The organism is Pantoea sp. MBLJ3, from assembly GCF_000816655.1.
Taxonomy (GTDB): domain Bacteria; phylum Pseudomonadota; class Gammaproteobacteria; order Enterobacterales; family Enterobacteriaceae; genus Pantoea; species Pantoea eucalypti.
Genome location: NZ_JSUT01000012.1, coordinates 190980 through 204040 on the forward strand (window position 1 = coordinate 190980; position 13061 = coordinate 204040).

The following is a 13061-nucleotide window of genomic DNA, read 5'->3' on the forward strand; positions in this document are numbered from 1 at the left end:
CGTCGTGCCTGCTGCTACGCTTCGCCTGCTCAATCTGCTCAATCTGCTTACGCTGCTGGCCTGGCCCTTGCTGGTCTGGCTGGCACTGACCCAGCCGCGCTGGCAGGGACTCTTCTGGCTGCTGGCGCTGCTGTTTGGCCTGCGCTGGCTGCAACTGCGTCGTCAGCAGAACGCGCTGGGCGCGGTCATGGGCTGGCTGGCGCTGCTCGGCGCGCTGCTCTGTATCAGCAGCCAGCTGTTACGCGCTCAGCATCTGTTGCTGTGGTATCCGGTGGCGGTCAATCTGGCGATGCTGCTGGTGTTCGGTGCTTCACTCTGGAGCGCGATGCCGCTGGTGGAGCGTATTGCCCGGCTGCGTGAGCCAGAACTTCCTGCCGCCGCAGTGCCTTACACCCGTCGCGTCACGCAGATCTGGTGCCTGTTTTTTATCGGCAATGGCAGCATGGCGTTCTATACCTGTCTGCAGGGCGATCTGCGGCTCTGGACGCTGTGGAACGGTGGCATCAGCTACCTGTTGATCGGCGTGCTGATGGGCGCTGAGTGGCTGGTTCGTCAGCGTGTGAGGCGAAAAGCATGAGCGTGGCCGAGTGGCTGACAGGCGCCGATCGTGAAGTCGCCTGGCGAGGCGATCAACCCTTGATGCTCGGCGCGATGCGTCGTCAGGTGCAGGCACTTAGCCTGCGCTTAGCGGCACAGCCGGGCACGCACTGGGGGCTCTGTTTTGACGACAGTTATCGTTTCTGTGTGGCGCTGCTGGCCTGCTGGTATGCCAGTAAAACGCCGGTGATGCCGGGTCATAGCCGCGCCGCGCTACTGAATGAGATGCAGGAGCAGCTTGATGGGGTGCTGTGCGACATGCCGCTGGCGGTCAGCCTGCCGCTGCTGACGTGGGATGAGGCAGAAGCCCGGGGCCAGCTGCCACCACTGCCTGCGAGCTCAGCGCTGATACTCTTTACCTCGGGGTCCACCGGCGCACCGCGTCAGGTGGTGAAGTCACTGACGGTGATGGAGCAGGAGAGCCGCTGGCTCAGCGCTCTGTGGGGCGAACAGCTGCAAGGCTGCAGGGTGATTGCCTCGGTCAGCCATCAGCATCTTTACGGTTTATCGTTCCGACTTTTCCTGCCAATGACGCTCAGGCTGCCGTTTTCCGCTCAGCCGCTGTTCTACGGCGAGCAGCTGGCCCAGCTCCCGCGCGACTGTCGCTATGCTTTTATCAGCAGCCCGGCTTTTTTATCGCGGCTGGACAGTACGCTCGACGCGCCCGGCTGTGAACTGATTGTCTCTGCCGGTGGCACCCTGCGCGGGCCGGATGCAGAACAGGTCTGGCAGCGCTTTGGCTGCCCGGTCAGTGAAATCTACGGTAGCACCGAAACCGGCATTCTGGCCTGGCGTCAGTGCGATCGGGCCGATGCCCCGTGGCGAAGTTTTTCTGGCGTCAGGCTTGAGCAGGTGACGCCCGAACGCTGGCAGGTCTGGTCGCCGCTGATTGCGGGTGATAACGGCCTTGCGCTGGACGACCGCCTGAATATGCAGCCCGATGGCGGATTTCAGCTGGCAGGACGTCACGATCGCATCGTGAAAATTGGAGACAAGCGCATCTCATTAAGTGAGATAGAGCGCCGACTGACCGATCTGCCGGAAATTGACGATGCCGTGGCGCTGGTGGTCACGCGTCATGATCGTCAGGCAATTGGCGTCGTGCTGTCGCTCACCAGCACGCTGGATGAAGCGGCTCTGCACCAGCACAGACAGCAATGGAAACGCCAGCTGCAGTGCTGGCTGGAACCGCTGGCGATGCCGCGCTACTGGCGGATTGTTGCCACCATTCCGGTTACCCCCCAAAGTAAACGCGCCTGGCCGCAAATAGAGGAACTTTTTCATGTTGCCGATTGAACGAAGCCGGGAGTTGCAGGCTGACAGCGCCACGCTGATTCTGCAGGTTGAAGCCGGACTGTTCTGGTTCCAGGGCCACTTTCAGACGCTGCCTATTCTGCCTGGCGTGGCTCAACTGGACTGGGTGATGCACTACGGCGTGTCACTGCTCGCGCCGGGTAAGCAGTTTGCCGCCATTGAAAACATCAAATTTCAGCAGCCGGTGCTGCCTGACTCACTTCTGCAACTGCGTCTTGACTGGGATGCTGAAAAGTCGCGCCTGAGTTTCCGTTACAGCCTGCTCAGTCACGACGGCGAGCCGAGCGCCAGCATCGGGAAGATCACGCTGTGCTAACCCTGCCGTTTACGCCTTGCGTAGTGATCCCGTGTTACAACCATGGTGCGATGATGGCATCGGTACTGGCCCGGCTGGCACCGTTTAATCTGCCGGTTATCGTCGTGGATGATGGCAGCGACACGGCGACTCAGCTTCAGCTGGCGACGCTGTACGCCGCAGAGCTCACTGTGCTGAGACTCGACAGTAATCAGGGTAAAGGTGCGGCGGTGATTCATGGTCTGCGCGCTGCGGCGGCACGCGGATTCACCCATGCCGTGCAGCTTGATGCGGACGGTCAGCATCAGGCAGAAGATCTGCCGCTGATGCTGGCGGAAGCTGAGCGCTATCCCGACGCGCTGATCTCCGGACAGCCGATTTATGACGATTCGATCCCTAAATCACGTCTTTACGGTCGCTATATCACACACTTCTGGGTCTGGATTGAAACGCTGTCGCTGTCGATCCGCGACAGCATGTGCGGCTTTCGTGTCTATCCGCTGGCCCCTACGCTGGCGCTGTGCGATCGCCGTGCCATCGGTCAGCGCATGGATTTCGATACTGAGATCATGGTGCGGCTCTACTGGCAGGGCATACGCAGTCGCTTTATCCCGACCCGCGTCACCTATCCCGCCAGCGGGCTGTCGCACTTCGATGCGCTCTACGACAATCTGCGCATCTCCTGGATGCATACCCGTCTGTTCTTCGGCATGCTGCCGCGGATCCCGCGTCTGCTGGCGATGCGTAACGCGCCAACACACTGGTCTGTGGAAACGGAGCGGCGCGGACAGTGGGGATTACGTTTTATGCTGGCGGTGTATCGCTATGGCGGGCGGCTGCCCTTTACGCTGCTGCTCTGGCCGGTCGTCGCGGTCTACTGGCTGAGCGGTCAGCGCGCGCGAAGCGCTTCACGGCAATGGCTGGTGCAGGTCACCGTCGCCGCACAGCAGCGGCAGGTTGCATTACCGCCGCGGCTTAACAGCTACCGCCATTTTCTGCGCTTCGCCGGGGCGATGCTGGATAAAGTCGCCAGCTGGCGCGGGGATTTGCATTGGGGACGGGATATCGATTTCGCGCCGGGCGCAGAAGCGATAATCCGCGCACCCACACCCCAGGGCAAGCTGATCCTGGCCTCCCATCTTGGCGACATTGAAGCCTGTCGCGCGATGGCGCAGCAGGTCAGCGGACTGGTGATTAATGCACTGGTGTTTACCGACAATGCCCGGCGCTTTCGGGCGGTACTGGAAACTATCGCCCCGCAGGCGGGGGTCAATCTGATGCCGGTCAGTGATATCGGGCCGGAGACAGCAATCCTGCTGCAACAGAAGCTGGATGCGGGCGAATGGGTGGCGATTGTCGGGGATCGTACGGCGGTCAATCCGCAACGCGGCGGCGAGCGTCGGGTCATCTGGAGCGATTTTCTGGGTCGGGCAGCACCGTTTCCACAGGGGCCGTTTGTGCTGGCGGCTGCGTTACGCTGTCCGGTGCTGCTCATGTTTGCCCTGCGGCAACAGGGTAAACTGCTTATCCACTGTGAGCCGTTTGCCGATCCGCTGCTGCTGCCCCGTGCACAACGTCAGCAGGCGCTGCAACAGGTGGTCGATCGCTATGCGCAACGGCTGGCGCATTATGCGCTGCTGGCCCCGCTGGACTGGTTCAACTTTTTCGATTTCTGGACGTTGCCTGATCACCAGGCGCACCACAAGGAGTCTGACCATGACTGAACATCATGCTGAAGTCGTGCTGACTGTTTCATTCCACGACTGTGATCCCATGGGTGTGGTCTGGCACGGTAACTATTTCCGCTTCTTCGAAGTGGCACGCGAAGCCCTGCTGCGCAGCATCAATTACAGTTATGCCGAGATGGCTGCCAGTGGCTACGTCTGGCCGGTGGTCGATACCCGGGTTAAATATCGCCATCCCCTGCGCTGTGAAGAGACAATTCGCGTCAGTGCCCGGATTACAGAATATGAGAACCGCCTGCGCATCGACTATGAGGTGCGAAACGCGGCCGATCAGATCACCACTAAAGCGCATACGCTGCAGGTTGCGGTTGAGCAGGAGAGTCAGGCGCTGTGCTTTGTTTCGCCCGATATTTTACTGGAACGTTTAGGAGTAAAAGGATGCTGAAAATAGTGCTTACCGGCCTGCTATTGTGGGCCAGTGCGGCCAGCGCAGTCACACTGGATCAGCTGCAGCAGCGTTTTGCCAGCCAGCCAGTGATCCGGGCCGACTTTACCCAGACGCGCACCATTTCAGGTATGCGTCAGCCGCTGGTGTCGCACGGTCAAATGCTGATCGCCCGTGAGCAGGGGTTATGGTGGCATCAGCGGACGCCGTTTGTGATGACACTGCTGCTGGATGATAAGCGCATGGTGCAAAGCCTTAACGGCCAGAAGCCCCAGGTGATCACCGCTGACAGCAATCCGCAGATGTTCCAGTTCAATCATTTGCTGCGGGCGCTGTTCCAGGCTGACCAGAAGGTCCTTAACGAAAATTTCAGCGTGGCCTTCAGCGATCGTGGCAACGGCGCCTGGACGCTGGACCTGACGCCCAAAGCTGCGCCGCTCAACAAAATCTTCAACCGTATCTCGCTGGCGGGTAATACCTTCCTGGACAGCATCAACCTGGATGATAAGCAGGGCGATAAAACCGAGATTCAGCTCAGTAATACCCGCATTGAACCGCCGCAGTTAAGCGACGAGGAGCAGGCACGTTTTGCCGGGCCGTAACGATCGGCTGCTGGCGATCCTGTGGCTGGCCATCTGTCTGCTGCTGGCGGCGGCGCTCGCTTTTCTGTTGCCACGCAGCCAGCTCAACAGCAGCGTGCTGGCTTTGCTGCCGCAACAGAATCTGGGCGCAGCACCGCCTGCGCTACAGCAGGCTTTTATGCAGCGGCTGGATCGCCAGATGGTGTGGCTGGTTTCACCCGGTGAGCAGGACGATCCGCAGGTCGCTGCCTGGTGGCTGGCGCAGTTGCGTGCGCTGCCTGACCTGAAGCTTGTGCAGGGCGATCTTGATGCACAGCAGCAGCATCAGTGGGGCCGTTTCGCCTGGCAACACCGCAATGGTCTGCTTGATGAGTCGACACGCAGCCGCTTGCAGAACGGGGGTGAGGCGCAGGCAGACTGGCTGCTGGCGCAGCTTTTTTCAGCCTTCTCGGGCGTCAGCAGCAGAGAGTTGCAGGGCGATCCTTTGATGCTGGTGCGCGGTTCACAGCTGGCGCTGGCTCAGAATGCCGGACGTATGACGCTGCATGATGGCTGGCTGACCGTAAAAGACGAGCAGGGTAAGCAGTGGTATTTTCTGCATGGCGAACTGGCGAACAATGCTTTCAGTATGCAGCAGAGCCATGCGCTGGTGACCCGGCTTAGCGCGCTGGAGCAGCAGCTTAAAAGCCGCTGGCCGCAGGCGAAACTGCTGACGCGGGGTACTGTCCTGTTCAGCGACAACGCCAGCCAGCGTGCGCAGCACGATGTTAAAACCCTGGGGAGTGTAACGCTGGGTGGCGTCGTCCTGCTGGTGCTGCTGGTCTTCCGATCACTGCGTCCATTGCTGCTGACGGTGACGTCTGTGGCGGTAGGCGCGATGGCAGGCACAGTGGTGACGCTGCTTTGCTTCGGTGAGCTGCATCTGATGACGCTGGTGATGAGTCTGAGTATTGTCGGCATCTCGGCGGATTACACGCTCTATTATCTCACTGAGCGTATGGTTCACGGCGAACAGCAGTCACCGTGGCAGAGCCTCCGCAAAGTCCGCGGTACGCTGCTACTGGCGCTTGCGACCACCGCGATTGCCTGGCTGCTGATGCTGCTCGCGCCCTTCCCCGGACTGCGTCAGCTGGCGGTGTTTGCCGCCAGCGGATTAACCGCATCCTGTCTGACGGTAATTCTGATCACGCCGTTGCTGGTACGTGGATTACCGGTGCGTCCGGTGCCGCTGATGGTGCCGCTGGCGCGCTGGCTTGCCGCCTGGCGTCGCCAGCGCGGGTTGCGTGTCGGATTACCTGTATTGATGGCCATCTTCGCCCTGACCGGAATCGCTCAGTTAAAGGTAGATGATGACATCGCGCATCTGCAAAGTGCCCCCGCACAGCTGCTTGAACAGGATCGCCAGCTCGCTACTCTGACCGGCCAGCGTGCCGATCAGACCTGGTTTGTGGTCTGGGGCGATGATGCTCAGCAGACGCTGCAGCGGCTGGAAAAACTGGCACCGGATCTCCATCAGGCACAGCAGCAGGGCTGGCTGCAACATTATCGTCTGCTGCCGCTGAAGTCGCTGGCGCAGCAACAGCAGGATCTGCAGCTGCTGAAACAGGCCGTTCCGACGATTACGGCCCGCCTGCAGCAGGCGGGAATTGCCCTTGCCGCGCCAGATCTGACGCCAATGCCGGTAACACCCGATGCCTGGCTGTCGGGTCCGCTGAGTGAGGGCTGGCGTCTGCTGTGGCTGACGCTGCCGGACGGGCAGAGCGGTGTTCTGATCCCCACCAGCGGCGTAAAAAACAGCGCCGCACTCGCAGAGCTGGCTAAGCAGCATCCTGGCGTCAGCTGGATCGATCGCAAGGCGAGTTACGATGCGCTGTTCAGCTTCTGGCGCACCCTGCTCGGCGGATTACTGGCACTGGCGCTGCTGCTGATCACACTGAGTTTTGTACTGCGGCTGGGATTAAAGGCGGGCTTACGCAGCGCGCTGCCGTCGGTGCTGTCGCTGGCGATGGCGCTGGCAACGCTGGGCTGGATCGGCGCATCGCTGAACCTGTTTGCGCTGCTGGCGCTGATTCTGGTGCTGGGGATCGGCATTAACTACACGCTCTTTTTCAGCAACCCACAGGGTACACCAATGACTTCGTTGCTGGCGGTATCGCTGGCGATGATCACCACCTTACTGACGCTGGGCATGCTGGTATTCAGCAGCACCAGCGCGATTGCCAGTTTTGGCACCGTATTATGCAGCGGCATCTTCAGCGCTTTCCTGCTGTCACCGCTGGCGATGCGACCCACCCGATCAAGGAGTAAACGATGATCCGCGCCGCCTGTATTCTGCTGACGGCTCTGCTGCTCAGCGCCTGTGCCGGACCGGCACCCGACAGCAGACGTCCCACCGCCTGGCTGAAACCGGGCGTGAAGGTGACGCTGCCGCCGCCAGGCATCCGTCCCGCCTTTCAACAGCAGCAGTTGCTGACCGGCCAGGTTAAAGGTCAGAGTCAGTCACTGCTGGTGCTGCTCAGTGCTGATGAACAGCAAATTGATCTGGCGGGGCTCTCTTCAGTGGGTATTCGACTCTTCAGTCTGCGCTATGATGCCAGCGGTATTCATACCCAGCAGTTGATGCCGCTGCCGCAGATGCCGCCCGCGAGTCAGGTACTGGCAGACATCATGCTCAGCTACTGGCCGCTGGATGCCTGGCAAAAACATCTGCCGCCAGGCTGGAAGCTGCAGGATAAGGGATTAAAGCGCCAGCTAATGGATGCCGATAACCAGCTGGTAACGGAGATTGATTATCTGCAACGGGATAATCAGCGCCAGCCAGTCAGCATTCTGCAGCATGCCTTTGGCTATCAGATCCGCATTCAACATCTGGACGCCTCATGATTTATATCTCTGCTATCGGCATGCTGAATGCCCTGGGAAATGACAGCCAGCAGATTGCGGCCAGCCTGAAAAAAGGTGAGGCACCCGGTATGCAGTTGCGTCATGGCTGGCTGAGCGGTGATCGCGCCTGTTGGCTTGGCAGAGTTGAAGGTGAGCTGCCAGCGATTCCTGCTGTCCTTAGCGCGCATAACACCCGAAACAACCAGCTGCTGCTGGCCGCGCTGATACAAATCCGTCCGACGCTTGACGCGGCGATTGCACGCTATGGCGCCAGCAGAGTGGCAATTGTACTGGGGACCAGCACCTCGGGGGTGGATGAGGGGGATCAGCAGATTTGCGGCGGCCAGCCCGATTATCACTACCAGATGCAGGAGCTTGGCGATCCGTCACGTTTTCTGGCGCACTACCTGCAGCTCGATGGCCCGGCCTATACCATTTCTACCGCCTGCTCTTCCAGCGCCCGCGCCATTATCAGTGGTGAGCGGCTGATCGCGGCAGGGCTGGCGGATGTCGCGCTGGTGGGCGGTGCAGACTCGCTGAGTCGGATGCCGATCAACGGTTTCGACAGTCTGGAATCGCTCTCTGAGCGTCGCTGCGCGCCGTTCAGCCGCGAGCGTGACGGCATCTCGATTGGCGAAGGAGCCGCGCTGATGCTGCTGACGCGGGAACCGCAGCCGCTGGCGCTGTTGGGTGCGGGTGAATCCTCCGACGCCTGGCACATGTCTGCGCCTCATCCGCAGGGCGAAGGCGCTGAACGGGCGATGCAAATGGCGCTGCAACAGGCGAATCTGTTGCCGCAGCAGGTGGGTTATATCAATCTGCATGGCACAGCCACGCCGCTGAACGATCAGATGGAAGCCGCCGTGATTCATCGTCTGTTTGGCAATGCGGTGCCATGCAGCTCAACCAAACATCTGACCGGCCATACGCTCGGCGCGGCGGGCGTGTGCGAAGCTGCGCTCAGCGCGTTGATCCTGCAGAACAATCTGCCGCTGCCTGCGCAGGATTTTAGCGCGGCGGCGCAGGATGAGACGCTGCCGGATTGCGGATTGCTGTTACAGCCACAGGCGCTGCAACGGCCGGTCATCGCCTCTAATTCATTCGCCTTTGGTGGCAACAACACCTGCCTGATTCTGGGACGCCTTGATGGACATTAATTCTCCCGCGGCACTCTGGCTGCCGCATGCTGCACCGATGCTACTGCTTGATCAGCTGATTGCCGTTGATGAAGAGCACGTTCACTGTCAGGTATCGACCTGTGCCGATGGCGTACTGGCGCCGTTTCTGACCCCACAGGGCGAACTGCCTGCCTGGTTTGGCGTCGAGATGATGGCTCAAACCGTAGGCGTCTGGTCGGGCTGGCATGCAAAGCAGGGTGGCGCAACCCTTATCCCGCCCGGCATGCTGCTGGGTGGACGCGGCTGGCGGGCAGAACAGCCGTACTTTCCCGCGAACGTCACTCTGGATATCAGAATGACGTTGCTGATGCGCGATGACCGTATGGGCAGCTTTGAGGGCGATATTTGTTACGGCCCGCAACGGCTTGCCAGCGGTCGTCTCAACACCTGGCAACCCAATGAAACAGAGTTAAAGCAATTAATGTCACAAGGAAATCAGCCATGACAAAGTCGGTATTAGTCACGGGCGCCAGTAAAGGCATTGGCCGCGCGATTGCGCTGCGTCTCGCCCAGGATGGCTATCAGGTTATCGTTCATTTTAACCGCGACCGCGCGGGGGCTGAGCAGTGCCTGCAGCAGATCGAATCTGCAGGCGGCAGTGGTCGTGTGCTGGGATTTGATGTGGCTGACCGGGCAGCCACCCGTGCCGCGCTGGAAGCGGATATTGCGCAACACGGGGCCTACTATGGCGTGGTGAGCAATGCTGGCATCACCCGTGATGCAGCGTTTCCCGCCCTGACGGATGAGGAGTGGGACAGTGTCATCCACACCAACCTCGACAGTTTTTACAACGTTATCCAGCCCTGCGTGATGCCGATGATCGGCCTGCGCCGCGGTGGTCGCATTATTACCCTCTCTTCGGTCTCCGGGATGATGGGCAATCGCGGTCAGGTCAACTACAGCGCGGCGAAAGCGGGCATTATCGGGGCCACCAAGGCGCTGGCGATTGAACTGGCTAAACGCAAAATCACCGTTAACTGCATCGCGCCCGGTCTGATTGATACCGGCATGGAGGGGCTCGAACCTCAGGTGATTGAAGAAGCGATGAAGATCGTGCCGATGAAGCGCATGGGCACGGCCGACGAAGTCGCCGGACTGGCGAGCTATCTGATGTCCGATATCGCCGGTTACGTAACGCGTCAGGTGATTTCAATTAATGGAGGCATGCTGTGATCCAGCGGGTGGTCGTAACCGGTATGGGCGGCGTAACGGCTTTTGGTGAATCCTGGGCTGAGGTTTCGGCGCGTATTCGTGCCGGGCGCAACGCGGTACGCTTTATGCCGGAGTGGCAGATCTATGACGGACTGCATACCCTGCTCGGCGCGCCCGTGGATAACTTTGAACTGCCTGCGCATTATACCCGCAAGCGTATCCGCGCCATGGGCCGCGTTTCGCTGCTGGCAACGCGTGCCACCGAACTGGCGCTGACCCAGGCAGGGCTGATTGACCATCCGGTGCTGACCTGCGGAGAGACGGGCATCGCCTACGGCTCCTCTACCGGCAGCACCGGGCCGGTCAGCGAGTTCGCCACCATGCTGACCGAAAAGCACACCAACAATATTACCGGCACGACGTACGTGCAGATGATGCCGCATACCACCGCCGTGAATGCCGGGCTCTTTTTCGGCCTGCGTGGCCGGGTGATCCCGACTTCCAGCGCCTGTACGTCAGGCAGCCAGGCCATTGGCTATGCCTGGGAGGCGATTCGTCATGGATATCAGACGGTGATGGTGGCGGGTGGCGCGGAGGAGCTCTGTCCGTCCGAAGCGGCGGTGTTCGATACCCTCTTTGCAACCAGCCAGCGCAATGACGCGCCACACACCACGCCAGCGCCTTTTGATCAGCAACGCGATGGCCTGGTGATTGGCGAAGGGGCCGGCACGTTGATCCTGGAGTCGCTGGATCATGCCCTGGCGCGTGGTGCCACGATTTATGCTGAAATCACGGGCTTCCACACCAACTGCGATGCCGCCCATATCACGCAGCCGCAGCGGGAAACCATGCAGATCTGCATTGAGCGGGCATTGCAGAGCGCCGGTATTACCGCATCAGAAGTCGGTTATGTGAATGCGCACGGCACGGCCACTGAGCGGGGTGATATGGCAGAAAGTCTGGCGACGGCAGCGGTGTTTGGCGAGTCAACGCCGATCTCCTCTCTGAAATCCTATTTTGGCCATACGCTGGGTGCCTGCGGGGCGCTGGAAGCCTGGATGAGCATTGAGATGATGCGGGAAGGGTGGTTTGCGCCCACGCTTAACCTGACGCAACCGGCCGCTGATGGCGGTCAGCTGGATTACATCATGGGTGAGCCGCGAGAGATTGAAACCGACTATATCCAGAGCAACAATTTTGCCTTTGGTGGCATTAACACATCTCTGATCTTCAGACGCTGGCGCGGCGTCTGATATCCGGTCCGTGCGGTACTGACACGGGCCAGTTTATTTTCCGAACGAAAAAACCGGACGATAAACAACCTTTCATTTACACTGTCACTCACCGCATTACGCCCTGCGGCCCTATTTTCCACAGGATAGTTATGTCTTTGCCCTTGCCACCCGACGATCACGATGAGCCAATTCGCCAGTCACTTGACGATGCGCACTTTGCGATAGTGGTGCTTGCGGTGACCTCGGTAACGCTTATAATCTTTGTCCTGATAGTTACGCTCTGGATGAGCTGACACGCCCAGGGATTCGTCGGATGGCATAAGGAGAAGGCGATGGACTCCGGAGATGACAAATTAATCGCAATTATCGGTTTGCTGGCGGCCTGCCTGATCGGGGTCACTTTCCTGTTTACCATGGTCTGGCTGACCGACGTTCGTCATCCTGCCGATCCCTCTCTTGATGTTCGCTCCTGTTACCCGAAGAACCATCCTTCTCAGCATGCCTGATTATGCGTTACGAGTGGTGAACTTAATCTGCTGACTGCGCAGAACCAGCGCCAGCGCTTCATGCAGCTTGCGGTTGCCATTAGGATCAGCTAATCCCAGCAGCGGACCGGGTGAACGCCGGTCGTCAGCCCAGGCGGGATACTCCACCACCGGATAGAGCGAAATGCCCTCCACTGCAATGCCGTGATCCAGCGCTACCGCCACGTTTTCACTGATCTCCTGCAGCCAGGGGGCGCGCGCGTCACCCTCTGCGCCGGTTTCGGCAATTAACATCGGGCGCTGGTAGCGTTGCCAGCACTGCGCCAGCAAAATGTGCAGTGGAGTTCGTGCCGGATCCTCCAGTGACATCGGCTGGTCGGGGAAAAACCAGTGGTTATCGGGATAGTAGTTCAGGCCCAGGATATCCAGGCAATCTTCACTGCCGCCTAACTCTTTATCAACGCGACCGGCCAGCATATCCCAGGCCTCGAACTGCGCCTGATGCTGCGCATCCGCGTAAGGTTTGCTGTCTGGATTATCGGGATGATGGGCAATCTGTACCAGCGGATCGGTCAGAACAAAACGTGCTTCCGGATAGACTTCGCGAATGGCGTGAATCGCTGCCAGCGAGGCACGGATCAGCTGTCGCTTCAGTTCTTTACCGCGATTAGCGGCATGGGGATTGAACCAGGCCACATCGGCTCCAGCCCATGACCAGAATGAAATTTGATTTACCGGCGTAAAGAAGGGGCGTTCGATGCCCTGATCGCGCATCAGTTGTGCCATCGCACGGGCGAAACGACTAAAATGCTCAACGAATTCGGCTTTCCAGATATTAAGATGATCGGGATAACCAAAGTGCGCCAGCTCCCAGATGATCTCCATCTGCTGACGCTGTGAAGCTTCTATCATCGGCAGAAAACTTTGCCAGTCATACTGGCCGGGGATCTTTTCAATCAGATGCCAGCGTGCACCGTCACGGGCGGTGAGCAGATGCTGTTCAGTCAGGGCAGCATAATCTTTTTCCAGCAGCATATCGTGGCCACTGCTGAAAACCATATCGAGCCGTTTACCCGGTGTACGGCAGGCGGTGGAGCAGGGAAAACTGCCCTGAAAAAAGCTGCGAAACAGGCTGGGATGGTAGCGCTGGCGGGCATCTGTAAGGGATTGATGAGACATATTCCTCTCCTGCCGGGTTAATGCCGGTCACA

15 protein-coding genes are annotated in these 13061 nt (G+C 59.6%); 14 read left to right on the forward strand and 1 reads right to left on the reverse strand.

All coding sequences use genetic code 11. From position 1 onward, the window contains the following. The first annotated feature begins 4 nt into the window (after positions 1-4). From NP77_RS17320 to NP77_RS23725, 14 genes are all read left to right on the forward strand, one after another. Positions 5-577: a hypothetical protein gene (locus tag NP77_RS17320; protein WP_039660995.1), complete on the forward strand. Its 573-nt coding sequence runs from the start codon at positions 5-7 to the stop codon at positions 575-577. After that, on the forward strand, positions 574-1893 hold the full coding sequence (locus tag NP77_RS17325; protein WP_039660997.1) for an AMP-binding protein: 1320 nt from the start codon (positions 574-576) through the stop codon (positions 1891-1893). The genes NP77_RS17320 and NP77_RS17325 overlap by 4 nt, the downstream gene beginning before the upstream one ends. After that, positions 1880-2227, forward strand: a complete 348-nt coding sequence (locus NP77_RS17330) for a hydroxymyristoyl-ACP dehydratase (protein ID WP_003849948.1) — start codon at positions 1880-1882, stop codon at positions 2225-2227. Before NP77_RS17325 ends, NP77_RS17330 begins: the two co-directional genes overlap by 14 nt. Further along, positions 2221-3930: a glycosyltransferase gene (locus NP77_RS17335; RefSeq protein WP_039660999.1), complete on the forward strand. Its 1710-nt coding sequence runs from the start codon at positions 2221-2223 to the stop codon at positions 3928-3930. Before NP77_RS17330 ends, NP77_RS17335 begins: the two co-directional genes overlap by 7 nt. Then, on the forward strand, positions 3923-4336 hold the full coding sequence (locus NP77_RS17340; RefSeq protein ID WP_003849946.1) for a thioesterase family protein: 414 nt from the start codon (positions 3923-3925) through the stop codon (positions 4334-4336). Before NP77_RS17335 ends, NP77_RS17340 begins: the two co-directional genes overlap by 8 nt. Continuing rightward, a complete protein-coding gene (locus NP77_RS17345) occupies positions 4330-4938 on the forward strand; it encodes an outer membrane lipoprotein carrier protein LolA (protein WP_039661000.1) in 609 nt (202 codons plus the stop codon). Before NP77_RS17340 ends, NP77_RS17345 begins: the two co-directional genes overlap by 7 nt. Beyond that, positions 4925-7231, forward strand: coding sequence for an MMPL family transporter (locus NP77_RS17350; protein WP_039661002.1), 2307 nt, complete (start codon positions 4925-4927; stop codon positions 7229-7231). Before NP77_RS17345 ends, NP77_RS17350 begins: the two co-directional genes overlap by 14 nt. Continuing rightward, positions 7228-7800, forward strand: coding sequence for a DUF3261 domain-containing protein (locus NP77_RS17355; protein WP_039661003.1), 573 nt, complete (start codon positions 7228-7230; stop codon positions 7798-7800). Before NP77_RS17350 ends, NP77_RS17355 begins: the two co-directional genes overlap by 4 nt. Continuing rightward, positions 7797-8957, forward strand: coding sequence for a beta-ketoacyl-[acyl-carrier-protein] synthase family protein (locus NP77_RS17360; protein WP_003849942.1), 1161 nt, complete (start codon positions 7797-7799; stop codon positions 8955-8957). Before NP77_RS17355 ends, NP77_RS17360 begins: the two co-directional genes overlap by 4 nt. Beyond that, entirely contained in the window at positions 8947-9423 is a 477-nt protein-coding gene (locus tag NP77_RS17365) for a hotdog family protein (RefSeq protein WP_003849941.1), read from the forward strand. The genes NP77_RS17360 and NP77_RS17365 overlap by 11 nt, the downstream gene beginning before the upstream one ends. Continuing rightward, a complete protein-coding gene (locus NP77_RS17370; protein WP_003849940.1) occupies positions 9420-10151 on the forward strand; it encodes a 3-ketoacyl-ACP reductase FabG2 in 732 nt (243 codons plus the stop codon). The genes NP77_RS17365 and NP77_RS17370 overlap by 4 nt, the downstream gene beginning before the upstream one ends. Continuing rightward, positions 10148-11383 (forward strand): beta-ketoacyl-ACP synthase, encoded by a 1236-nt coding sequence (locus NP77_RS17375; protein ID WP_008925911.1) that lies wholly within the window; start codon positions 10148-10150, stop codon positions 11381-11383. The genes NP77_RS17370 and NP77_RS17375 overlap by 4 nt, the downstream gene beginning before the upstream one ends. A 131-nt stretch (positions 11384-11514) precedes the next feature. Next, positions 11515-11658 carry a hypothetical protein gene (locus tag NP77_RS23720; protein WP_003849938.1) on the forward strand — a complete coding sequence of 48 codons (144 nt, stop codon included), beginning with the start codon at positions 11515-11517 and terminating at the stop codon, positions 11656-11658. Between the two features lie 39 nt (positions 11659-11697). After that, positions 11698-11871: a hypothetical protein gene (locus NP77_RS23725; protein WP_003849936.1), complete on the forward strand. Its 174-nt coding sequence runs from the start codon at positions 11698-11700 to the stop codon at positions 11869-11871. Here the strand turns inward: NP77_RS23725 and NP77_RS17380 are convergent, their stop codons facing one another. Continuing rightward, complete coding sequence (locus NP77_RS17380; protein WP_039661005.1) at positions 11872-13029, reverse strand: beta-glucosidase; 1158 nt, start codon at positions 13027-13029, stop codon at positions 11872-11874. It lies immediately after the preceding gene. Positions 13030-13061 lie beyond the last annotated feature (32 nt).